General features: G+C 28.6%; 18 protein-coding genes and 1 tRNA gene. 12 read left to right on the top strand and 7 right to left on the bottom strand.

Annotated elements, in window-relative coordinates; translation table 11 throughout:
• Positions 1–165: 165 nt before the first annotated feature.
• Complete coding sequence (locus M9394_RS03215) at positions 166–1,335, bottom strand: FAD-dependent monooxygenase (protein ID WP_250248175.1); 1,170 nt, start codon at positions 1,333–1,335, stop codon at positions 166–168.
• A gap of 466 nt (positions 1,336–1,801) precedes the next feature.
• Here M9394_RS03215 and M9394_RS03210 point away from each other — a divergent pair, with 466 nt between their 5' ends.
• The 10 genes from M9394_RS03210 to rodA all read left to right on the top strand — a co-directional run bounded on the left by M9394_RS03210 (position 1,802) and on the right by rodA (position 14,417).
• Positions 1,802–2,794: a PhoH family protein gene (locus tag M9394_RS03210; RefSeq protein WP_250249987.1), complete on the top strand. Its 993-nt coding sequence runs from the start codon at positions 1,802–1,804 to the stop codon at positions 2,792–2,794.
• Positions 2,795–2,899: 105 nt separating this feature from the next.
• Complete coding sequence (gene ybeY / locus M9394_RS03205) at positions 2,900–3,373, top strand: rRNA maturation RNase YbeY (RefSeq protein WP_250249985.1); 474 nt, start codon at positions 2,900–2,902, stop codon at positions 3,371–3,373.
• 32 nt (positions 3,374–3,405) lie between these two features.
• A complete protein-coding gene (gene corC / locus M9394_RS03200; protein ID WP_250246830.1) occupies positions 3,406–4,290 on the top strand; it encodes a CNNM family magnesium/cobalt transport protein CorC in 885 nt (294 codons plus the stop codon).
• Positions 4,291–4,292: 2 nt separating this feature from the next.
• Complete coding sequence (lnt, locus tag M9394_RS03195) at positions 4,293–5,825, top strand: apolipoprotein N-acyltransferase (protein WP_250248173.1); 1,533 nt, start codon at positions 4,293–4,295, stop codon at positions 5,823–5,825.
• A 275-nt stretch (positions 5,826–6,100) separates the two neighbouring features.
• On the top strand, positions 6,101–8,713 hold the full coding sequence (gene leuS, locus M9394_RS03190) for a leucine--tRNA ligase (protein WP_250246832.1): 2,613 nt from the start codon (positions 6,101–6,103) through the stop codon (positions 8,711–8,713).
• A gap of 8 nt (positions 8,714–8,721) precedes the next feature.
• Entirely contained in the window at positions 8,722–9,285 is a 564-nt protein-coding gene (lptE, locus tag M9394_RS03185) for an LPS assembly lipoprotein LptE (protein ID WP_250246833.1), read from the top strand.
• Positions 9,286–9,348: 63 nt separating this feature from the next.
• On the top strand, positions 9,349–10,377 hold the full coding sequence (gene holA / locus M9394_RS03180; RefSeq protein ID WP_250249983.1) for a DNA polymerase III subunit delta: 1,029 nt from the start codon (positions 9,349–9,351) through the stop codon (positions 10,375–10,377).
• Between the two features lie 575 nt (positions 10,378–10,952).
• The gene (gene rsfS / locus M9394_RS03175) at positions 10,953–11,270 is read left to right on the top strand and encodes a ribosome silencing factor (protein ID WP_250246835.1); all 318 of its coding nucleotides are present in this window, start codon (positions 10,953–10,955) and stop codon (positions 11,268–11,270) included.
• Positions 11,271–11,391: 121 nt separating this feature from the next.
• Positions 11,392–13,242: a peptidoglycan DD-transpeptidase MrdA gene (gene mrdA / locus M9394_RS03170; protein ID WP_250249982.1), complete on the top strand. Its 1,851-nt coding sequence runs from the start codon at positions 11,392–11,394 to the stop codon at positions 13,240–13,242.
• Between the two features lie 62 nt (positions 13,243–13,304).
• A complete protein-coding gene (gene rodA, locus M9394_RS03165) occupies positions 13,305–14,417 on the top strand; it encodes a rod shape-determining protein RodA (RefSeq protein WP_250246837.1) in 1,113 nt (370 codons plus the stop codon).
• 421 nt (positions 14,418–14,838) lie between these two features.
• Here the strand turns inward: rodA and M9394_RS03160 are convergent, their stop codons facing one another.
• Positions 14,839–15,780 (bottom strand): DMT family transporter, encoded by a 942-nt coding sequence (locus tag M9394_RS03160; protein WP_250249980.1) that lies wholly within the window; start codon positions 15,778–15,780, stop codon positions 14,839–14,841.
• A gap of 197 nt (positions 15,781–15,977) precedes the next feature.
• Positions 15,978–16,051 (bottom strand) — tRNA-Arg (locus M9394_RS03155).
• Between the two features lie 176 nt (positions 16,052–16,227).
• On the opposite strand from M9394_RS03155, the gene folD reads away from it, so the two are divergent.
• Positions 16,228–17,088: a bifunctional methylenetetrahydrofolate dehydrogenase/methenyltetrahydrofolate cyclohydrolase FolD gene (gene folD / locus M9394_RS03150; RefSeq protein WP_250246839.1), complete on the top strand. Its 861-nt coding sequence runs from the start codon at positions 16,228–16,230 to the stop codon at positions 17,086–17,088.
• A 46-nt stretch (positions 17,089–17,134) separates the two neighbouring features.
• On the opposite strand, the gene cysS is transcribed toward folD, so the two are convergent.
• Positions 17,135–18,544 (bottom strand): cysteine--tRNA ligase, encoded by a 1,410-nt coding sequence (cysS, locus tag M9394_RS03145; RefSeq protein ID WP_250249978.1) that lies wholly within the window; start codon positions 18,542–18,544, stop codon positions 17,135–17,137.
• 374 nt (positions 18,545–18,918) lie between these two features.
• On the opposite strand from cysS, the gene M9394_RS03140 reads away from it, so the two are divergent.
• Positions 18,919–19,671, top strand: coding sequence for a UDP-2,3-diacylglucosamine diphosphatase (locus tag M9394_RS03140; RefSeq protein WP_250249976.1), 753 nt, complete (start codon positions 18,919–18,921; stop codon positions 19,669–19,671).
• An 881-nt stretch (positions 19,672–20,552) separates the two neighbouring features.
• Here M9394_RS03140 and adk read toward each other — a convergent pair.
• From adk to apt, 3 genes are all read right to left on the bottom strand, one after another.
• Positions 20,553–21,212 carry an adenylate kinase gene (gene adk, locus M9394_RS03135; protein ID WP_250250258.1) on the bottom strand — a complete coding sequence of 220 codons (660 nt, stop codon included), beginning with the start codon at positions 21,210–21,212 and terminating at the stop codon, positions 20,553–20,555.
• 526 nt (positions 21,213–21,738) lie between these two features.
• The gene (gene dnaX / locus M9394_RS03130; RefSeq protein ID WP_250249974.1) at positions 21,739–23,835 is read right to left on the bottom strand and encodes a DNA polymerase III subunit gamma/tau; all 2,097 of its coding nucleotides are present in this window, start codon (positions 23,833–23,835) and stop codon (positions 21,739–21,741) included.
• A gap of 71 nt (positions 23,836–23,906) precedes the next feature.
• Positions 23,907–24,461 (bottom strand): adenine phosphoribosyltransferase, encoded by a 555-nt coding sequence (gene apt, locus M9394_RS03125; protein ID WP_250246843.1) that lies wholly within the window; start codon positions 24,459–24,461, stop codon positions 23,907–23,909.
• Positions 24,462–25,162 lie beyond the last annotated feature (701 nt).

Here is a 25,162-nt window from a genome sequence, read left to right as displayed (position 1 = left end):
GATTAATAAAGATGAACAATCAAAATATATTTAAGTAGGAAGCATTTTTGCATGTATAATGCATGTAGTAATATAAGTATAAACATTTTATTTTTATAATTAAATTCAAGATAAATTTGAAATCTCACTATATTTGATATAGTGTCATAATACTGTAATGTATTCTTATACACCTAAAGCATATTTTAATACTTTTCTTTTTAGATACAAGGAGCGTTCAACTGTCATAAATGCAATGTTCCTAGCTATTTTTAGTGGCAAGTAATTATTATGAAAAATAACGTATAGCCAATCTATGCATGATTGCATGAGGAAAGAGTCATATTTACGGCTTTTTTGATAGGATATCAACACTTCTGAAATACTCGAATACTCGTCAAAAACACGTGAATTAATTAGTAATTGTGATAAACTCATGACATCACGAAGTCCTAAATTTATTCCTTGTCCTGCTAAAGGATGTAAAGAATGCACAGCATCTCCAACTAACGCCCCTCCTGAAGTTATGTAGTTGTATGCACATTGACGAATTAATGGAACTACAGTCATATTGTGTAATTTAACGTTACCTAGTTGTTTTTGAAAATTATTCTCGATTTCTTTTTCCAACATTGCTACAGGTAATTGTTGTAACTCCTGAATACGCTCAGAAGTATTGTACCACATTAATGATCCCCAATGATTATATAGAGGTAAAAATCCTATAGGACCACAAGGAGTAAATATTTGCCAAATTGTTCCACTTTTGCATTTGTCTGTTTTAATGGTGAGTAACATACAAAATTGACGATATTTCCAACCAATTACCCCGATTCCTAATATTTTTCGAACTTGAGAATAAATTCCATCAGCTCCTATTAATAAACGACTAACAACTACGACACCATTATCAAGAATACATCGCCAACAAAAACCGTCATAATGTGTGGATACTAATGTAGATGGGCAATATAATGTTATTGTTTTGAAGTTTACGAAATCTTCCCAAAGCGCTGATTGTAACCGATTATTTTCAATAATGCACCCCATTGTGGATACCCCTGCAGATATGGCATGAAAAATTACTTTTGATGCTGGGCATTCCCATACTTCTAGGCGGTGATATGGTGTGCAAAAATTGGAAGGAATTTTTTTCCATATATTAATTTGTTTCAAAAATTCTATTGAAGCATAATTAATAGCAGCAACTCGAATATGCGGTTTTTTTTTCATGGGAACAGGATGTGTATGATCTACTATGATTACTTTAATACCAGATTTAGAAAGACGTAATGCTAAAGATGCACCTATAATACCAGCGCCAAATATTAATACATCACAGAATAATTTATTCATAATATTTTATTATCTACATAAAGGTTAATCTGTATATAAGTATATTTTTATATGATGTTAAGATTTTATACAGAGAATATGAATTTACGTAAGTAATCGAGCATATAACATATAGGAATTTCAAATTAAATAAATATTTAAAAATTTAAAGATTTAATTGCAATCATATGTCCTTGACATACAATTGCAATTGTTTTAACCTTCAGTATGTTACTAATTTATCGATATAAATTAGTAAATTAAGTTAGTTTTTGTTTATATTTTTAATATGTTGTTATACTTATTATTGTTTATTTTTCAAATTTACAGCATGTATTTAAAAACATGAATATGTTGAAAATTTCTCATCACTTATGATGATGGATTTTTTTATTTCTAAATAATGTTACGTCTTACATTTAATATATTAATTCAATGTAAGTGTCATTATCAATTATTTTTATTCTGATTAATTTAGGGGTAATGTTTGAATTTAGAAACTAAAGAAATTAGATTACAACCAGCAAATAATAAACGTTTGATCAGTCTATGCGGACCTTTTGATGATAATTTGAAGCAATTAGAATCTCAATTGAATATTACTATCAATAGGCGTGATAATTTTTTTAGATTAATAGGAACATCAGTATCAGTTAATGCTGCTACTAATGCTTTGGTGTCTCTATATTCGGATACAGAGACCGAATGTGGTGTGATTCATGACATTGATCCAGAGCAAGTATATTTAACTATTAAACAGATCCAGATATTACAAACTCAATATAAATGTACAAAAACAATTCGCAATACTCTGATACAAATTGAAACAAAACATGGGATAATAAAGCCTCGTACACAAAACCAATCAAAATATATTTATAATATTTTTAATCATGATATCACTTTTGGAATAGGACCTGCAGGGACCGGGAAAACGTATCTAGCTATAGCTGCTGCGGTAGATTTATTAGAACGTAAAAAAAACAAACATATTGTTTTAACTCGTCCTGCTATTGAAGCAGGAGAGAAATTAGGTTTTTTACCGGGCGATCTTAATCAGAAATCTGATCCCTATGTGCGTCCATTATATGATGCTTTATTTAATATACTTGGGCGCGAAAGAGTAGAGCAATTGATACAAAAAAATATAATAGAAGTAGCTCCATTAGCTTATATGCGCGGACGTACACTGAATGATTCTGTCATTATTCTTGATGAAAGCCAAAATACAACTATTACTCAAATGAAGATGTTTTTAACCCGCATTGGATTTCATTCTACAGTGATTATTACTGGAGATATCACTCAAATTGATTTACCATCTAATCAATCATCTGGTTTAACACATGCCATTAAAGTTTTACCCGTAATTAAAGATATTAGTTTTAATTTTTTTACTAAAGAAGATTCGGTACGTCATGCAATAGTAAGTCGCATAATAGATGCTTACGAAGCATGGGATAAGAAAAAAGAATTTTAAATATACATCACAAGATATATAGATATACATGAGAATGATTGTAAATGAAATTGTAAATAAAATAAATAATAGCGATTAATAATTATTATTATAAAGGATTAATGGATGACAAATAATCAAATGATTATCAATTTACAATTAGCATGTAAAAATTTGCATGGATTACCTAATCGGAAAATGTTTCAGTCGTGGGTATCTGCTATATTTTCTGTATATAAAAAAAAAATAGAATTAACTGTGCGTATAGTAGATATAAAAGAGATGCACTATTTAAATTGGTATTATTTAAAAAAAGATTACCCCACTAATGTTTTATCATTTCCTTTTACGCCGCCATTGGAAATGAAATCCCCATTACTTGGTGATGTAGTGCTTTGTCGCCAGATCATAGAATATGAATCTAAAGAAAAAAATGTACCTGGTAGATCGCATTGGGCGCATATGATAATTCATGGGTCACTACATTTATTAGGGTATAATCATATTGTGGACGAAGAAGCTATATTAATGCAACGAGTAGAAAGAAATATACTTCAGCAATGTGGATATCGAACGTGTTGCCATGTTGCACATAACTAATAAAATCTTTATAAGATATAGTAAATAATATTATGAATAATAATAATTCAGAGGAGAACGTTAATTCTATTCGTAAAAAAAGTTTTTTCACTTTTATACTACATCATCTCTTTCATAGTAGTCCTAAAAATCGCAATGATTTATTAAATTTAATACGTGATTTTGAACAAAATTCTTTGATAAATTCAGATACTCGAGATATGTTAGAAGGGGTTATGGATATTGTTGAACAAAAAGTTAGAGATGTTATGGTGCCTAGGGCGCAAATTATTTTTTTGAAAAATACCCAGTCTTGGGATGAACAACTTAACATTATTATAGAATCTGCTCATTCTAGATTCCCAGTGTTATATGGCAATCAGGATAAAATTAAGGGTGTTTTGATTGCTAAAGATTTATTACCATTCATATTAAAAAAATCACAACCATGTAGTATCGATAAAATTTTACGTCCAGCAATGGTAGTGCCAGAACATAAAGGCGTAGATAGAATGTTACAAGAATTTCGTCTACAACGCTGTCATATGGCTATTGTAATAGATGAATTTGGAGGAATGTCTGGACTGATTACTATCGAAGACATATTAGAATTAATTGTTGGTGAGATTGAAGATGAATACGATAATAAAGATAGTTTTAATATTTGTCAAATAAACCAACATACTTTTATTATTAACGCACTAACCCCTGTTGCAGATTTTAATAAAATGTTTAACACCTGTTTTCATAATGAAGAAATAGATACTATCGGGGGTTTTATTATGCAATCTTTCGGTCATTTACCTACAAATGGAGAATCTATTGATATTTTAGGCTACAAATTTAAAGTTACACTTATAGACAGTCATCGTATTGTGCAATTACTTGTACACATTCCCAAAAACTCATTATATACACCTAAAGAAAATAATTTATAGATATGATTTTTGTTGTTACTACATATTATAAATATAAACAATATTTTGGGTTTTTTACAGTGTTGTTATTTGGAGCATTCGGTATTTTGGGGTTTTCTCCATATAATTTTTGGCCAGCTAGTATTATTTCTTTAACTGTTTTTTTAAAAACAATTTTAGATTCTACATGGAAACAAGCCGCATGGAATACATTTTTTTGGGGTATTGGATTTTTTGGTAGCGGGTTACAATGGATCTATATAAGTATAGATCAGTTTAGTAATATGTGTAATTGTATCAATATTTTATTAATTGTTTTTTTGGTGTTATATCTAATACTGTTTCCTATATTATTTTCTGTCTTATTGTCACTGATGCAATCATATACAACTATATGGTGTGCAGTCAGCGCTGCTCCAGTAATATGGTCAATTGTTGAATATATCAGGGGGTATATGCTCACCGGATTTCCATGGCTACAATTTGGATATAGTCAAATTGATGGCCCCCTCAAAGGTATTGCCCCTATTTTTGGTGTAGAAGGCATTACATTTACTCTTATTTTAATCAGTGGATTATTGGCTGTTTCTATCAAAAGAGCGCAATTATCGTCAATTACCATATCTTTTGGAATATTATTATTATTATCACCCTTAACACGAATACAATGGTATCATTTGCAGCCACAACGCGCTGTTCACGTTTCTTTGGTGCAAGGTAATATTGATCAACATATAAAATGGAATTCTAATTATGTAGAAAAAATACTGCAGACATATATAAGCCATACCTTACCTTTACTTGGCCAAACAAAAATAGTTATTTGGCCTGAATCAGCTATTCCGGGAAATGAAATTGAGCATAATACCATTTTAACATTATTAGATCATAAATGTAGACAATCTCAAACGAATTTAATTACCGGAATTATTGGAATACGTTACGCTAAAAACTATTATCATTACTATAATAGTGTTATAGTACTAGGAGAATCTGAACCCTATAAATATCCGAATCGCAATCGATATGATAAACATCATTTAGTGTTATGGTCCGAAAAGTTTCCATTTCAGAGATTTTTTAAATCACTACTGATTTTTTTTAATGTACCTGTGCCTTTTATGCAAGAAGGTTGTTATTTTCAACCACAATTGAGTGTATCGTGCGTAAAAATGACTACTGCTATTTGTTATGAAATAATTCTTGGTAAACAAATACGTGATAATTTTAAATCTGATACTGATTTTTTATTAACTGTTGCAAATAATGCATGGTTCGGTCATTCTATTGGACCATGGCAATGTTTCCAAATGGCTCGTATGCGTGCCCTAGAATTAGGAAGACCTTTATTATGTAGCACAAACAATGGAATTACTGCGATTGTTAATGCAGATGGTTCTCTGCAAGCACAACTGCCTCAATTCATTTCCGCAGTGCTTAGTGACAAGGTCATTCCAACCACAGGTTTAACACCATATGCAAAATTTGGATCCTGGTTTTTTTTGGGAATTATTATATATATATTTCTAATTTTTAAATGTAAAAATTATATATAATTTTAAAAATTTTTATCAAATCTTCAAAATGAAGAAGTATATAATTACACAGAGATCTCAAAGAGAATATGCTATACTTTTTATTAAGTATTAAAATAAACGTTTCTTATAAAATATAAACAAAATTGATTAAATATTATTAATTACATATATATTGTTATATACTCGCTATTTTTATTGGATCAAAACAATGTTTATCTAGATAAATATTAATATTTGTAATTAACTGCAATTATTAATTAATTAACATTTTTTAATTTATTGTGATATTTATTATGCGTAAATCATATTCTCCAAGCGATATTGAAAGGGCTGTTCAAAAACATTGGTATAAAAATAAGACTTTTTCAGTCATAGAAGACAGTAATAAAGAAAAATATTATTGTTTATCTATGATTCCTTATCCATCTGGAAACTTACATATGGGGCATGTGCGTAATTACACAATTGGAGATGTGATCTCTCGATATCAACGCATGCTTGGAAAAAATGTATTACAACCTATAGGATGGGATGCTTTTGGATTACCTGCAGAACATGCTGCAATTGAAAATAATACAGACCCATCAACCTGGACGTACTCTAATATTAGTTATATGAAAAGTCAATTGCAATCATTAGGTTTTGCTTATGATTGGGATAGAGAGCTTATAACTTGTCACCCAGAATATTATCGATGGGAACAGTGGTTTTTTACTGTATTATATAAAAAAGGTTTAGTATATAAAAAAACCGCATCAGTAAACTGGTGCTCATATCACAAAACGGTTTTGGCTAATGAGCAAGTTATTAATAATTGCTGTTGGCGTTGTCATACCCCTGTAAAATATAAAAGAATTCCGCAATGGTTTCTAAGAATTACTAATTATGCGGATCAATTGTTACATGGATTAGATCAATTAGCATATTGGCCTGAACAAGTAAAAGTTATGCAACGAAATTGGATTGGGCGTTCAGAAGGCGTAAATGTTACTTTTAAAATTGAAAATTCTAATGATACGTTGATAATATATATGACTCGACTAGATATTTTCATGGGAATTACTTATTTAGTCATATCTACAGATCATCCAATAGCATTGCAGGTGGCAAAAATTGATTTAAATTTAGCTCACTTTATTCAAAAAAATAACGATTTTTATACTAAATTAAACAAAAAAAATATTTTTTATTTTGAAAAAAAGGGCATGCCTACTCATATCTATGCAATACATCCGATTACTAATAGTAAATTACCAATTTGGGTCGCCAATTTTGTAATACCTATGGAGTATGATGGAATAGGAGCAGCTATATCAATCCCAGCTCATAATCAACAAGATTGGGAATTTGCTCATAAATATAATCTGCCAATAAAACCTGTTATAAAGAATCTGGATGCAATTGAACCAAATATTGCGATGCAAGCAATGACTTGTGATGGGATATTATTTAATTCTGGTGAATTCGATGGATTAAGTTCTTGTACTGCGTCTAACGCAATTGTCAAATCGTTAATTGCGCGCGGTGCAGCCCAACATACAGTGAATTATCGCTTAAAAGATTGGGGTATTTCGCGTCAACGTTATTGGGGGGTTCCTATCCCTATGGTAACATTATCTAACGGCGTTGTTAAGCCAGTACTGTTGGATCGATTGCCAGTAATTCTTCCAAAAAATATGTCAACTATACAAAGAAGTGACGATGGATATGTCAATAGTTTTTTAAAAATGTATCCTAATTGGATTCAAACTACTTATAAAGGACAAACAGCCATTCGTGATACTGATACTTTTGATACTTTTATGGAGTCATCTTGGTATTATGCTCGTTATACTTGTCCTCATTATCATGAAGCGATGTTAAATGTGCGTGCTGCTAATTATTGGTTGCCAGTTGATCAATATATAGGTGGAATTGAACATGCTATTATGCATTTGTTATATTTTCGATTTTATCATAAATTAATGCGTGATGAAGGATTAGTGTATTCCGATGAACCTGCAATACGTTTATTATGTCAAGGTATGGTATTAGCAGACTCTTTTTATTATGCGTCTCCTAATGGCCAACATATATGGGTAGACCCAACTAATGTGACAATAAAACGTGATAGAATAGGAGGTGTTGTCAAAGCTATTGATAAAAACGGACGTGATTTAATTTATGCTGGAATGTGTAAAATGTCAAAATCAAAAAATAATGGTATTGATCCAAATATAATTATTGAAAAATATGGCGCAGATGCAGTGCGATTTTTTATAATGTTTGCTGCTCCAATTGAAGCACCATTGGAATGGAAAGAATCTGGCATAGAAGGTGCACAGCGTTTTCTTAAACGTATTTGGAACTTAATATATCGTCATATCCAAGATGGACCTGTAGATACATTACGTGTTGTAACACTGAATCATGCGCAAAAATTTATTCGATACAATGTACATAAAACCATAGAAAAAGTTACTGACGATATTGATCGTAGGCAATCATTTAATACTGCTTTATCGGCTATTATGAAATTAGTAAAAAAGTTATACAATGCCCCTAAAACAAGCATGCAAGATAGAGCAGTATTACAAGAGGCTTTATTAGTAATAGTGAGGCTGCTATATCCATTTACTCCACATATTAGTTTTATTTTATGGAAGGCTTTAGGAGGATCTGAAGATATCGATAATGCAACGTGGCCTATTGTAGATACACAAGCAATACAAAATGACAGAACGCTCGTTCTAGCACAAATTAATGGAAAGATGCGACACAAAATTTTTGCGCCATTAAATAGTGATAAGAATGTAGTTTATAAATTGTTAGAAACAGAGGGAGTTTTAAATAAATATCTTATTGGAAAAAAAATAAATAATATCATTTATGTTCCAAATAGAGTAATTAATATCATTGTAAAATAGTTAGTAATATGCTGGACATTGCTTATATAAAAAAAATTATTTTTTTAATGATTATAAGTGTTTTGACTGTGATTATCTTTACAAGTTGTGGTTATCGATTATATACAGATATAACCGTAAAAAAATTACGAACAAATAATATAAGATCTATAATATTATGCAGTTATGACCCATTTGGTCCGATAACTCGAGCTATAATGACTGAGTTGTACGCAAGTCGTATTGATATTTTTGATGATTTAAATGATTTACATGATAATGTGTGTACACGAGAGGCACAGATTCCTCGTTTAAATATCGTCAACGCTTCAGAAAAACATATAACCACTTCTGTATTTCAGAACGGAAAAGAGGCTGGATATCGATTGACATTGAGTATACAAACTCATTTATTCATTCCAAACAAAAATTATTACCCCATCAGTGTTTATGTGTATCGTTCACTTATAAGAAATCCTGAAAAAGCTTTATTTAATGACACGCAAGAAAATGATATTCGTAAAGAAATATATCGAGATGCGGCTCAACAGCTAATATATCAATTATTTCTGCGATGTGAAGATTTTAGTTAGGATATGTTGTAAAATTATTTTTATATTTAATATAAATTTTTTATTTCACTATCAACATATATTATGATTTGGATATACCCAGAACAATTGTTTATAGAATTGAAAAAAGAGTTGAGATCTGTTTATGTATTATTAGGGAATGATTCTTATTTTTTAGGAGATAGTTATCTGAATATTGTTAATACAGCCAGAATGCTAAATTTCAATGAATCTGTTAATATAGCATTGGATATGTATTCTGATTGGGAGAATATATTTAATTTGTTCAGAGTATCAAGTTTATTTGAAAAACGCAGAATATTATCACTGAAATTTCCTCAAAATTATCCTGCTGCTATTTTAAAAAAAAACGTGCCTTTATTATTCTCATTGCTTCATGATGATTTAGTATTAATTTTATATATTCATGAATCAAATCAAATTAATAAAAATAATATTTGGTTACAATGTTTTAACGACATAGGAATGTTCGTTGATTGCAGCACTCCTACGCATACACGCTTGATAATGTGGATAGAAAATCAAGCTAAAAATATGAAACTTGTTATAGAAAATTTAGCTTGTCAATTATTATGTTATTACTACGAAGGTAATTTAACATTATTAAATCAAACGTTGCAAAATCTGTCTTTAATCTATCCTGATGGAAATTTAAATTTTATTCGTGTAAAAAAAATAGTAACTGATTCAGCATGTTTTAATATGAATCATTGGATAGAGTCGATTTTAACAGGCAACAAACAACGTGCTGATCGTATTCTAAAAAAATTGGAATATATAGGTGTCGATTTAGAACTATTATTATGCAAAATTAAATCTGAAATACTGATAATAACTAACATGAAATACAATATGGTACAAGGAAAATCATTATTTAATTTGTTGAAAACATATAAAATATATAGAAAGTATCATTGTATGTTATTATCTAGAGCGGTTAATCGATTAAGTTTATATCAATTACATCAAGCAATAGAATTATTAGCGCAAATAGAATTAATATATAAACGAGATTATATTGTTTTGTCACGATCAAGTTTTGAACTATTATCACTCATATTATGTTACGATAAGAAGGTTGCGCTTAAATAGCGATTTTTATCCAAATACGTTAGCCATATTTATAATAAAATTTTTATCAATCTTATTTATTAGATGATTTGTATACACATGTGTTTTTGTTATCAAAAATAATTCACAATAAAGATATTAATGATTTTTTGATTGATTATATTGATGTGTTTAAAATAATTTTTCAATTTTTTATTAAAAAATAGTTATATGTACATGTATTACCACATATTGTTATATGTGTGGGTATAAATTGCAAAAATTATAATTCTTATGAAATAAGATAATGATATCGTATACATTTAGTATGATAATACGTGTTGATATTTGAATATTTAACGGAATAACATTTTTATTTAGGCTATATAAAAACAACAAAACACAATAATAATTTGCCATTTACTACATTTCTACAGTAAATATAGATTTATAATGTTGTTTTTTGTTAGAATTAACAATGTGTTATAACTCTATATTTATCTTAAAAGTTAAAAATTGATAAGATAATTATTGTATTATTTAGTCAAATGCCATACATTATTTGTATATTAAAACAGCAAAAAGTCACACGTAAATACATATTTAGGCATTAAATCGTGCAATCCGATGTTCTGAAAGAATTTATAGTTAATGTTATATGTAATATACAGGGACAAGATATTGCGTGTTTTGATATGTCTGGTAAAACTAATATTACAGATATTATGATTATTTGTACTGGTATGTCTCGTCGTCATGTAATTTCTATATCTCAAGATATATTACGTAAATCTCGTAGTTTAGGGATACAGCCTTATGGTGCAGAAGGTATGAGCATTGGTGAATGGGTTTTAGTAGACTTAGGTGATGTAGTTATACATGTGATGCAAAAAGAAATTCGTAAATTATATGAATTAGAGAAGCTTTGGAACTAACATATATTATAAAGATCTGTTTAGGATATAGTATTACGTGTACATAGCAATGCATCTATTAAATACGTGTATAATTATTTATATCAATGATTAATATTAGATATAAATAAATTTTGATTAAATGAAGTCTAATGGTCACCAAATTTTTCATAATTATTCAGCTGAGTCGTTGTTATTTGCGCGTCGTATAACAATTGCATCTGTTTTTGTGTTATTGATCATTGGCATTTTGTTTATTCATCTATATCAGATACAGATAATTCATTTTGATATGTATACTACTCGTTCTAATGAAAATCGTATTAAGATTATTCCTATTCCACCTAAAAGGGGAATTATTTATGATCGCAATGGAATAGCTTTAGCATTAAATCGTACCATTTACCAATTAGAAATAGTTCCAGAAAATGCAACTGATTTAAGTCATACGATTCATGAGTTGAAATTATTACTAAATTTAAGTGATCATGATATAGAACGTTTTGAAAAAAATCGGAAACGTTCTACCCAATTCGTTTCGTTGCCTATTAAAATTGATTTAACGGAAGAACAACAAGCTCGATTTGCTGTTAATAGGTTTAGGTTTTCCGGGGTAACAATCAAAAGTTATCAACGTCGTTACTATCCTTATGGATCCGATGTAACTCATGTTATCGGATACGTCGCTAAAATTAACGGGGAAGATATAAAACGATTGAATAAGCAGGGTATTTTGGGTAAGTATATTGCCGCTCCTAATATAGGAAAATTAGGTATTGAACGCTATTACGAAAACATTTTACATGGGACGCCAGGATATGGAGCTGTAGAAATAAATAATCGCGGAAAAGTGATTAGAGAATTATATAAAAAATCCCCGATACCAGGAAAAAATATTATTTTAACATTAGATTTGAATTTACAACAGTACATTATAAAATTATTAGTAGGAAATCGATCTTCTGTAATAGTTGTTGACCCTCGCAACGGAGGAATTCAAGCTTTAATTTCGCATCCTAGTTATAATCCAAACTTGTTTGTTGACGGTATCTCCAATACAGAATATAGCATTTTATTAAAGGATAACAATTGTCCTTTACTTAATCGTGCCACCCAAGGGATATACCCTCCTGCATCTACAGTAAAACCTTATATTTCTGTATCTGCTTTAACATTAGGGGTGATTAATCAGAATTTTTTATTTTCTGATCCTGGTTGGTGGCAATTACCTGGTTCAGAAAAACGTTTTCGTGATTGGAAGCGTTGGGGGCATGGTGAACTAAATATTACGAAAGCTCTTGAAGAATCTTCTGATACTTTTTTTTATCAGATAGCCTACAAAATGGGAATAGATAATTTATCAGAATGGATGAATAAATTTGGGTATGGTAGATATACTGGTATCGATCTATTCGAAGAATTAACAGGTGTTATGCCGACCAAGGCATGGAAAATACAACGTTTTAAGCAACCATGGTATCAAGGAGATACGATACCGGTAGGAATTGGGCAAGGGTACTGGACCGCTACTCCTATACAAATGTCTAAAGCTTTAATTACTTTAATTAATGACGGTAACGTGCGCATTCCGCATTTACTTGATAGTGTTTTATTAGAAAAAAATTGCGTCCCATATCATCAAACGGAATGGGATCAGGTAGGTGACCCAAAATCAAATGTATGGAAAATCGCTAAAGATGGAATGTTTGGAGCAGCTAATCGTCCAAATGGTACGGTAAGTAGGAGTTTTTCTGGTGCTTCATATAAAGCAGCAGCGAAATCTGGTACAGCACAATTATTTAATTTAAAAAGTAACCAAAATTATGATCCAAACAAGATTTCTGAATCTCTTAGGGATCATAAATTGATGACTGCTTTCGCTCCATACGAAAATCCTACGGTAGCTGTGGTAGTAATTTTAGAAAACGCTAGGATTGGAGTATCAATAGGATCAATTACAAGAAAAATATTTGATTATGTCTTATTGCAATAAATAAACATTTAATTGAGTTTTTTTATTTATTTTGTCAATCTAACTAGTTATCGTAATGCATCATGAGTCAAATTATTCGTAAAAATTCATTATGGAATAAATATCATATTGATTTAACATTATTTCTTTTGATTATTTGTTTACTATTATACGGAACTTTCATAATGTGGAGCGCGTGTGGTCAAAATTTTGAAATGATGCGACTAAAAGTGTTTCAAATTATAGGAGGGTTATTATTGATGTTTTTTTTAGCACAAGTTCCGCCTAGAGCTTATGAGTTTTGGACACCATATATATATTTTTTATGTCTTATATTATTAATATCAGTCAATTTGATTGGTCAAATTAGCAAAGGAGCTCAACGTTGGTTAGATTTTGGTATCATAAGATTTCAACCATCAGAAATAGTTAAGATTTCTGTTTTGCTTATGGTAGCGCGTTATATTGATAGGGAGCAGTATCCGCCATCCTTAAAAAATGTTGGTATTGTACTATTATTAATTATGATTCCTACCATATTTATGTTGTTACAACCAGATTTGGGCACAGCAATTTTAACAGTTAGTTCTGGATTTTTTGCGTTATTTTTATCTGGAATTAGTTGGAAATTAATTGTGTTTACATTATTACTCATGGTTTTATTTGCTCCTATGTTTTGGTTTTTTTGTATGCACGATTATCAGCGCTCTAGAATAGAGATATTATTACATCCAGAAATAGATCCACAAGGCGCTGGGTATCATATTATTCAATCAAAAATTGCTATCGGTTCAGGTGGTTTCACTGGGAAAGGATGGTTACATGGAACACAATCACAGTTAGAATTTTTACCAGAACGTCATACTGACTTTATTTTTTCAGTGATAGGAGAAGAACTAGGATTTTTTGGGGTATTAATATTGTTGTCGTTATATTTAGGGATTATACTTCGTGGACTCCTTATTGCTGTTAACACGCAACATATGTTTGGGCGATTAATTATTGGAAGTTTTATGTTAGTATTGTTTATGTATATATTCGTAAATGTTGGTATGGTTAGCGGTCTGCTACCAATAGTAGGTATTCCGTTACCATTAATAAGTTATGGTGGTTCATCTCTATTAGTATTAATGGCAGGATTTGGAATTGTTATGTCAATAAACGGACATAGAAAAATGATTTCTAAAATTTTATGAATTAGCAAACGCTATATAATACGTTATCAATTTTATTATATATATTATTAATTTTGCAAAATTTTAAAAATCTAAAAAAATAAAAATAATAATTAATATAAATGTAATAATTTAATAATCAATAATATTAAGAAATAAAATTATATCATGGATTCATGAGCACATAAGCTAATTAATATGTAATTATATTACATAGGTAAATAAAGATACGTTATCAACAGATAAACAGATTTGAACTTATATAAATAAATAATAAATGTATTAAATGATTGTATGATGTGTATTGTCATCATTTATTATAGATTACAGTTGACTTAGTGCGTACATGAGTTTTATTTTTTATAAAATAAAATGACATGCGCTGTTTTAAAAAATTCTTCTAATTATTTATTTAAAGATCAATAATTTTTTAAAAATTATTTTAGTGTGTGTTCTTACAAATTTGCATGATACATGTAACTCCAGAAATTAGTAAGAACATGCCAATTAAAATTAAGGGAGATGGCCATAATTGTTGATGTATGCATGAATACATTAAACCTGCTACAGTTTCTACCACAATTAATGGTCCTATTAATGTTGTTGGTAATCTTTGACTAGCTTCGTTCCAAAAGAATGTGCCTAACCAAGAACAACAGAATCCAATTAATACCATCAAAAAAATAAAAAAAATTGGTCTAGGCCCAAAGGGTAATGAAAATTCATCTTGAATCAGATCCGAACAGCAGATACATACAAAAAAATAAACGAGACAGGATAGTGGTAAAGTAACCATTCCTTGTGCATTAGCCCAAGTCATAGGCTTATTGTGTGGATGTGTTTTTAACCAATGTGCATTCCTTAACGCGTACCATGCCCAACATAAAACAGAAACAATTGCTAAAATTATTCCGCTTGCGTATTGCCATATATTAAGTATAAAAAATTCAGATCGCAATTCAGAAATGTTTACACATAATAAGCCTGTTCCCATTAGAAACAATGATATCAGAAAAGTATGGTTTGGTAATTTTTGTTCATTAGGAGAAATGATATGTGTTGTTACAGTTAACATTAGAGGTAATGTGCCGATAATAGCAGTTGAAATTGGAACTCCGATGCGTTGAATAGCGCTTGTTAAACAAGTATAATATACTAGATGACCTGTTAAAACTAATTTTATTGCTTCTAACCAATCTTTTAATAATAATTTGCGTAAACGCGCTCTATCGTACCATGATAGTGGCAATGAAATTAATCCAAACGCAATATAACGACCCGATGCTTGTAATATGCTGGGGTATTCTGGGATTAATAAAGGACCTATAAAAATCAATCCCCATAATAATCCTGAGATTACGGCAAAAGCAATTCCTAATATCATGATATTTTTACTATACTAATGAAATATGCCCGATACTATTATTTATTAGAAATTTATTTTTATTAAATCAAAAGTATATATTATCAAGTATACACATTTGTATTAAACCATGCCATGTTATATGAATTATTTAATTAAGACTGATTTATGCAATTGTTGCGACCAATTATATATGATGATAAATTATATGATGATAATGCGCCCTATAGGATTCGAACCTATAACTTACAGCTTAGAAGGCTGTTACTCTATCCAATTGAGTTAAGGGCGCGTCACTGTATATTTTACTAAATAATTATTCTCTTTTCGAGATATCTTATTAGATCAAATATTTTCTCTCAAGAAGTATATGCTTAGAGAAAGTATATAATTTAAACTTAATAGTAATATATATTACAGAAAATAATATCATTGTGTTAATATATAATTTATTGGATACATTTTAAAATGATCGCTAAGATAATTGATGGTAAATATGTTTCTGAAAAAATAAAACAAGAAATAGCTAAACAAGTGCGTAAAGATATGAATTCCGGAAAACGTGCTCCAGGATTGGCTATGATTCTAGTAGGACATAATCCAATTTCTCAGATATATGTAACGAATAAGAAAAAAGCATGTGAACAAGTGGGTTTGATTTCATTTCTTTATACTTTGCCTGTTACGGCTACTGAAAATGAGATTTTTCAATTAATTGAAACTTTAAATAATGATAGTCGTATAGATGGTATTTTAATTCAGTTACCATTACCAAATAAGTTAAATAAAACAAGTGTTTTAGAGCATATTGCTCCTGATAAAGATGTAGATGGTTTTCATCCATATAACGTCGGGCGTTTATGTCAACGATCTCCTACATTACGTCCTTGTACTTCTCGAGGTATTATTACTTTATTAGAATGGTATAATATAGATTTGTTTGTATTACATGCGGTCGTAGTTGGAGCATCAAATATCGTTGGCCGGCCTATGACTATGGAATTATTATTGGCAGGTTGTACGGTATCTGTTACTCATCGTTTTACTCAAAATTTGAAAATATACATTGAAAATGCTGATTTATTAATTGTGGCGGTGGGTCAAGCAAATTTTATTCCTGGTAGTTGGATAAAACAAGGGGCTATAGTAATAGATGTTGGTATTAATCGATTAAATAACGGAAATATAGTAGGTGATGTTCAGTTTTCTAGCGCTTACGAACGAGCTGCATATATTACTCCTGTTCCGGGTGGAGTAGGTCCAATGACGGTAGTAACACTTATTCAGAATACCTTGCAAGCTTATGATAATCATCATTTAGTAGGATAATTCTTATTTATTCCATCTTTAATTATTTTATTAATTACTATTTATATTATTTGAAATGCCATTTCGTTATCCCTGTAGGCCCATCTTCTAATGTTATTCCCATAACGGTTAATTTCTTTCGTATGCTATCAGCTAATTCCCACTGGTTATTTTTTCGTGCAACTTCGCGGCATTGAATTAATTTTTGAATTTTTTCAAAATGACAATTTTTATTATGTTTTGATGTTATTTGTTTTAAGAAAATTTCTGGATTTTGATATAATAATCCGATAATATTTGCTAAATATTTTAAGGTAGCTGCCATACCTTGAGTAAGTGCATGACCTTTAACTTTTAAATTATTTAATCTATGTGCTATGTCAAATAATACTGAGTATGCCTCTGGTGTATTGAAGTCATCGTTCATTTTAGAAATAAATTTTGATATAAAATATTCTCCTCCATTAGGTTGAATTGTAGGATTAGTATCTCGTAAAGCTATGTACAGCCGTTTTAAAGATGTTTGCGCGCTTTTAAGATTATTGTCATTATATTTTAATTGACTGCGATAATGAGAAGACATTAAAAAATATCTTATTGTTTCAGGATCATAATGTTTTAAAACATCACGTATGGTAAAAAAGTTATTTAATGATTTTGACATTTTTTCATAGTTTAATAACAAAAGACCAGAATGCATCCATATATTTGCATAAGAAGTCTCATTAGCACATACAGATTGAGCAATTTCGTTGTCATGATGTGGAAAAATTAAATCTGATCCTCCACCATGAATGTCTATTTGATTGCCGAAAATGGAATAATTCATAGCGGAACATTCAATGTGCCATCCCGGACGTCCATCTCCCCATGGAGATGACCAACACGGCTCACCAGGTTTATTATTAGATGTTGTTTTTTTCCACAATACAAAATCATCCATAGGGTTTTTTTTTATATTTGATATTTTTAAGATATTATCATGTATTTCAGGTGGATTTTTTTTGTGAGATAAGACACCGTAATTGCGCATAGTTTTCACAGAAAACATTATATCTCCATTAGGGGCAGTATATGCATGTTTTTTTGAAATTAACAAACAAATGAATTTAATGATTATATCAATATGTTCAGTTACTTTTGGTTCATAATTTGGGCGTAATATATTTAATGCATCTAAGTCTAAATGCATTTCTTGAATCATACGATTCGTTAGGTGTTCGGTAGTTTCGTTATTTTCATAAGCTCTTTTTATAATTTTATCATCTATATCTGTAATATTACGGACGTAATCTACCTGATATCCACAATGACGTAAATAGCGAATAATACTATCAAATACTATAAATGTTCTAGCATGCCCGAGATGGCATAAATCATAAACTGTAACACCACAAACATATATTTTGATTTTACCAGCATCAATAGGTATAAACTTTTCTTTTTTTTTTGTTAAGGTATTAAAAATTTTAAGCATTTTAATTTATTCTACAATATACGCGGCAATATATTGATCTTTAGTATATAAGCCTCATAGGCTTAATAAGATCTTCAAACAATATTATGTATAATCTAATTAGTTGAGTATTGGGATCATCGCTTTCATATATAAAACATAACATATGTTATCTTAGTCATAAGTATATGACAATGTTTATTGCATAGTCAGTATAATTATAATTGATGATCACGTTACACGATTTAATCGTGTACACTATAATTCGTATATAGCGTGGTGTTTATTTATATAAGTGTTTTTATTTAATTATTCAATTTTTAACGAATAGTTTTGATCTGGAATGTTAAAAATGTGATAATAATCATAACCATTATTATTCAATATGTGTGCGCATGTCTATTTTATTTATTTCAGATGTTCATTTATGCACTAAATCTCCATATATTACTGATGGGTTTTTGCGTTTTTTAAATTATCGCGCAATGCGCGCTAAATCTCTTTATATTTTAGGAGACTTGTTTGAAACTTGGTTAGGAGATGATGATTGTAATCTATTGCATATTAACATCGCCAAAGCTTTGAAAGCGTTAAATCAAAAAAGAATTTCGTGTTATTTTATTCATGGAAATCATGATTTTTTATTAGGACAGAAATATGCTAGAGAATGCGGAATGACGTTATTATCTTCTAATCAAGTTTTAAAATTAGCGTCAGGAAAAAAAATAATCATTTTACATGGAGATATTCTTTGTGCTAAAGATAGTTCATATCAATTATTTAGAAAATGTTTACGTCATATTATAGTACAGCGGTTATTTTTATCGTTACCATTATCCATACGCTCACGAATATTTAGTGCTATACGTGCATGTTGCGTACAACATACAAAATACAAATCAAAAAAAAAATTAAATATTAATTTAAAAACGGCTACAGATATTTTAATTCAGAACCATGCGGATATTATGATTCACGGGCATACTCATCAACCTGCGATTCATAAGATTTACAGATCCAAAAAAGATGTTTTTAGAATAATAGTGCTAGGATGTTGGGATAAATACGGTTCAATGATAGAAGTAAATGAAAAAAATAATGATATACTATTTACAGAATTTCCATTAGATGAAACAATAAAATATTAAATTTGACACTTTTATATTAATCGTAAAAAATATCTATATATTATAGATATTTTTTATTGGAAATAACAATATTATTATTTAAAGTAATATTAAAAATGATGTTAAGACGCATACACTCTGTCTTTATGGTATACGTATGAGATATACATAGGAGTTTTTATTGCATATATTCATTAAGATTATTTAAAAAATTATATGTGTGGTTTCGTTTTTGTTAGAATGCATGTTTTCACTATAGTTGTATTTGAAGATTTCTTACAGCGCTTGTGTTTGTTGTTTTATAATACAAAAAATTATTAACAAGCATTTAATCAAATAAATGTGAGTACTATTTAATGATTACTCATTTTTTTGTTAAAAGATAGTTTATTAATTAACAGAACTTAAACTTATCTTATTTAAAGAATAAAATAACAAACATAATACGTACGCTCTTTTTAAGATACCATGGAATTAAGCATGCCGTGTTACAATATTAACATAGAAATTATATGAAAGAAGTCAATATAATCAGTGTTTTATAATTGTCGAATATATTTTCTTATACTACATGCAGTACTTAGAATAAAATTTCCTATCATATTTTTATATGAATTTTAAAATAATTTATGTATCCGTAATGTTGTGTTGAATGTTCACTATTTGATGGTCAGGTCTAAGTATTTGATTATAAAAGTAATATATTATTCATTGTCATGTTTTTTGATTAATTAGTATTTAGTGTCTGTTTATATATGTAAATTAATTATTAATGCATGGTTACATTTTTTAGGAATCAAACCACAACGTATAATTAATAGGATAACGATTTTATACGCTGTTATTATCTATAATGATATTGATATCAATAATAAAACTGGAATGAGAAATGATAATAAGCATCATGAACTAATGATATTAATTAATTCTTTGTAGATTTCAGAAATGTCACGATTTCCATCAATAGAAAAATATTTCATTTTTTTATATTTCGATTCTTCTCGATAATAATCTAACACTGGTTCAGTGTGTTGGTGGTAATTACTTAATCGTTTACGTATAGCTTCTTCATGGTCATCTTTTCGAGTAGTTAAAATTTCTCCGGTAATATCATCTAATCCATAATTTCTAGGCGGATTGAATTTAATATGATAAGTTCTACCAGAGCTTACATGTATTCTTCGGCCTACAATACGATCAATAATCACAGAATCTGATGCAAAAAATTCTATGATGTAATTTACAAAAATTTTACATTGTTTCATAGATTTTGCTTGCAAAATTGTTCTAGGAAAACCATCTAATAAAAATCCATTACGACAATCATGTTGATTAATACGTGTGTTAATTAATTGCACCATAAATTCATCATTTACTAAATCACCAGTATGCATGATATTTATTATATTTTTATGAAATGCACAGGATTTATATGCACTTCTAGTTAGTTCTTGACGTAACATCATTCCTGTAGAAATATTTGGAATATTATACTTATTTGCAATAAGATGAGCTTGTGTTCCTTTTCCAGATCCAGGAGGCCCTAAAAATATAATACGTATCAAATTTAATTCTCAATAAAATTATAAAAATTTAGTAAACAATATTTATAATATGTCAAAACATTATCTACTCAGATATAAGTAGTAGTGTTTTATCTAAACATAGATTTAATTTATATTAATTTAATTTCAATAATTATTATTGTATCATAACTAAAATATAAAATTATATTTTATTAACTGATTACTTTAGATTATAAAAGTGATTGTTTATATTTATACTGTATGAATAATCAATCAATAATTAAATCAAAAAACAAATTAAGATATTTAATAGGATTGCAAGTATTTATGCATATTTTTAAATTAATTTCTTTGCATGTGGTTGTTTAATGAATAATTTTTTAATTTAATTTTTGATCATTAAATATATAAAATAATAATTAATTATTATAAAAAAATAACAGTAATAGTTCTATTAATTAATGAAAAATTACATTTTTAAAATATACAATTGATATTAACTTGTTATATTACATCATAATTTAGATGTAATTGAGAGATAGTATATTGTATTTAATTAATTTTATAGGTTTTTATTCTGATCGTAAAGTACTTGAATATCATTTTCATCTATTTCGGCATCAAAAAAAGATTTAATCATTTTAACGTACGGATCACTTGAAAATTCTTGCTTTACTAATGATATTTTTTCTTTATATAAAGTATGTAAATATTCCATTGGTGTTTTTATTGCATAATTGTCATCTTTTTTTATATGTAATTTTATTGGTATACCCATATTATTGCTGAGTGATTTTTGTATGATATTATGGGATTCTATAGAATTTAAATGTTGATAATCAGAGCGAACATGTAAGCATATTTCATCTGAAGAAATTTTTTCTTTCCACGAATTCATAACTAATTTTTTTTCTAATTTTGGTAATGACAAACGATATATTTGTGATATCCATAAATCATTATTTATTGCTTGTTGAAGTATTTCTTTTATGAAATCGGGCATATTTTGATGGTTTTTATGCGGATTTTCCTTATCATTACTGTTATTACTAAATTCTAAATATCCTGATAAATCTTTATTAATTTTATCGAAACGATCAGAACTATTTTTTAAAATTATTGTATTAATACTGGTAAATCGTTCTAATATATCTTTTATTTTTTTTTGAGATTCTGAAGTTAAATTTGATCTTTTTTCTATTACATTTAACTTGTTACGTTCTTTATATTGTAATAGCTTTGATCGAGCTTCTAATATTGTAGAAGTAATATTTGCGATATTTCTATTAGAGACAGATCTTGAAATGTTTGGTTTAGTATTATCCAAATGTAATTCGGATTTTTTGAAATTTAAGAGTAATATATTATTTGTTTTTTTTGATTTTTCTATATTTAGTACATTCTTACTACCTTGATTATGGTTTTTTTTTTGAAAAAGATCAGTAGCAATATATTGTGTATCATTAGTATTCATTTCAGAATTATTATCTGAGCATACAGATTTTGCAAGTATATTATCATTATCATTATCATTATCATGTTTTTTGTTTGCTATGTCTACATCAGGACGAAAAGCTAATGCTCGTAACATGGTCATTTCTATTCCCATGCGATGACTAGGAGCATACGGTAATTCGCGACGACCTAATAGAAATATTTGATAATATAATTGTACATTTTCTGGCGTAATACGATTACTTAATTTACGTATACGTTGATTGATATGTTGTGTTATATTCTTATCCTCTTTTTGTACAGAATTTGATAGAAATTGACCTATAGCTATTTTCTGTAAGATAGTAAGAATTTCATTAAAAACATAATCCCAATGGATTCCCAAAACAGTCAAATTTTCAATTTGGTGCATAATATTATGTATATCTTCATCAATTAAGCTCTCAATTAAACATAATGGATGTTCGATATTCGATATACCAAACATATTATTAATAACACTATTAGTTATCTCATTATTTCCCAAGACAATAGCTTGTTCTGCCAAACTAAGCGCATCACGCATACTTCCTTTTGATGCATATGCTAATGATTCTAAAGCAGAAGTTTCTATGTTTATGCTTTCTTTATGAAAAATATACGTTAGTTGAGTTATAATTTGAGAAATATTTAGAGGTTTCAAGTGAAACTGTAAACATCGGGATAAGATAGTCTCCGGTAATTTTTGGTATTCAGTAGTAATCAAAATAAATTTAACATGTGTAGGTGGTTCTTCTAATGTCTTTAATAAGGCATTGAAACTATGACGTGATAACATATGTACTTCATCTATGAGATATACTTTAAAGCGACCTCGAGATGGCATGTATTGTACATTATCTAGAAATTCCCTAGTATCTTCTACTTTAGTGCGTGATGCTGCGTCTATTTCAATTAGATCAATAAAACAACCTAATTCAATATCTTTGCAATTATTACATTGACCACACATGGTATATGTTGTACCTTGTTCACAGTTTAATCCTTTTGCGAATAATCGAGCAATAGTAGTTTTTCCTACTCCTCTTGTACCGGACAATATATAAGCGTGGTGAATTTTATTTAATGAAAAAGTATGTGTTATTGCTTGAATGATGTGTTCTTGCCCTACAATATCAGAAAATTTTTTTGGACGCCACTTACGGGCGAGTACTTGATAACTCATAAGGATACAGCTCGTATAGTAATTATTATAAATATAAGAACTAAAACTTATTGGTTTAGTGATGGGATATTTTAATGATTAGAGAACGTCACTAAACTAGTGGAATTTATTCCTATTTTCTTTAATAATGATTTTCCACCTAAGCTTTCTAAATCTATTATAAATCCAGCATGATTTACTTCTCCTCCTAACCGTCTGATTAATTTTACTGCTGCTGCGATTGTTCCGCCCGTTGCTAATAAATCATCTATAATTAAAACTTGGTCACCTGGAGTAATAGCATCGGTGTGTATTTCTAAGAATCCGTTATCATATTCTAAAATATATGGCTCTCTAATAGTATCACGGGGTAATCTTCCTGATTTACGGGCTGGAATAAAACCTAATTTCAGTATTAATGCTAATGGAGCACTGAATAAGAATCCTCTAGCTTCTATACCTACTACTTTAGTTAGTTTATGATTTCTATAATGATAGGCCAAAAGAGTAATGCTTGCCGAATATGCTTGAGGATTTTTTAATAATTCAGTGATGTCTCGAAATAAAATGCCTTTTTTTGGATAATTAGGTACAAATTGGATACTTTTTTTGATCAATTCTAATTGTTGATCCGTAACATTTGTCATATTTTTTCCAAAATAGAAACAATATTTATCTGTATTTGTATACATTTATATATAAATTTTCTTTTGCCACTAAATTTTAGTAAATTACTTTATTCGTAAAACAATATTATATATTTGTATAATTTATAATATCGTTTTTCAATAAAAATAATTTAAATATGATACATGTGCCTTATATATATTTTTAATAAAAATTTCAAGTATTTATTTTAAATAAATGAACATTTTTTACAAGAATATTTTAAATACAGTATATAGTATAAATATATATAATTGAAATATGTATTCAATTATTTGGTTATTAATGATAAATGAGTACATCTTATTTTTTAAATAATAATATGTAAAATGGTTATATAGTCAATATATAATGTATTTTAGGATAAAAAATTATTAAATCTAAATAAATTTTTAAATATTATTAGCAATTTGTAAATTTTTTGTTTAAATATATTTAATTATTTGTAAAAGATATGTTTTTTAGTGATATTAGTATCGAATTAATTTAGATACTTTTTGGTTGATTGTTTATTTGTATTCGCAGTATCGTACGTTCTAAAGATTAAAAATTATGGTTTTTAGTAAAAGCATAAAAAATTGAAACTTAATATGTTTGAGAAGATATAAAAGTATAATGATAAATATGTTTTTAAAAAATAAACACGATACTTGTAATAACGATATCTTGAACATTTCTATTT

It is taken from the genome of Candidatus Blochmanniella camponoti (genome assembly GCF_023585825.1).
In the GTDB taxonomy this organism is placed as follows: Bacteria; Pseudomonadota; Gammaproteobacteria; order Enterobacterales; family Enterobacteriaceae; genus Blochmanniella; species Blochmanniella camponoti.
Note: the sequence above shows the minus strand (reverse complement) of the source record. Positions and strands in the feature narration are given on the sequence as shown.

Bases quoted from the DNA above. Each gene is read 5' to 3' on its own strand.
- M9394_RS03140 (WP_250249976.1), top strand. From the start codon at position 18,919: ATGTCTATTTTATTTATTTCAGATGTTCATTTATGCACTAAATCTCCA.
- dnaX (WP_250249974.1), bottom strand. From the start codon at position 23,835: ATGAGTTATCAAGTACTCGCCCGTAAGTGGCGTCCAAAAAAATTTTCT.
- leuS (WP_250246832.1), top strand. From the start codon at position 6,101: ATGCGTAAATCATATTCTCCAAGCGATATTGAAAGGGCTGTTCAAAAA.
- M9394_RS03215 (WP_250248175.1), bottom strand. From the start codon at position 1,335: ATGAATAAATTATTCTGTGATGTATTAATATTTGGCGCTGGTATTATA.
- lnt (WP_250248173.1), top strand. From the start codon at position 4,293: ATGATTTTTGTTGTTACTACATATTATAAATATAAACAATATTTTGGG.
- M9394_RS03160 (WP_250249980.1), bottom strand. From the start codon at position 15,780: ATGATATTAGGAATTGCTTTTGCCGTAATCTCAGGATTATTATGGGGA.
- folD (WP_250246839.1), top strand. From the start codon at position 16,228: ATGATCGCTAAGATAATTGATGGTAAATATGTTTCTGAAAAAATAAAA.
- holA (WP_250249983.1), top strand. From the start codon at position 9,349: ATGATTTGGATATACCCAGAACAATTGTTTATAGAATTGAAAAAAGAG.
- mrdA (WP_250249982.1), top strand. From the start codon at position 11,392: ATGAAGTCTAATGGTCACCAAATTTTTCATAATTATTCAGCTGAGTCG.
- ybeY (WP_250249985.1), top strand. From the start codon at position 2,900: ATGACAAATAATCAAATGATTATCAATTTACAATTAGCATGTAAAAAT.
- lptE (WP_250246833.1), top strand. From the start codon at position 8,722: ATGCTGGACATTGCTTATATAAAAAAAATTATTTTTTTAATGATTATA.
- apt (WP_250246843.1), bottom strand. From the start codon at position 24,461: ATGACAAATGTTACGGATCAACAATTAGAATTGATCAAAAAAAGTATC.
- rodA (WP_250246837.1), top strand. From the start codon at position 13,305: ATGAGTCAAATTATTCGTAAAAATTCATTATGGAATAAATATCATATT.
- cysS (WP_250249978.1), bottom strand. From the start codon at position 18,544: ATGCTTAAAATTTTTAATACCTTAACAAAAAAAAAAGAAAAGTTTATA.
- corC (WP_250246830.1), top strand. From the start codon at position 3,406: ATGAATAATAATAATTCAGAGGAGAACGTTAATTCTATTCGTAAAAAA.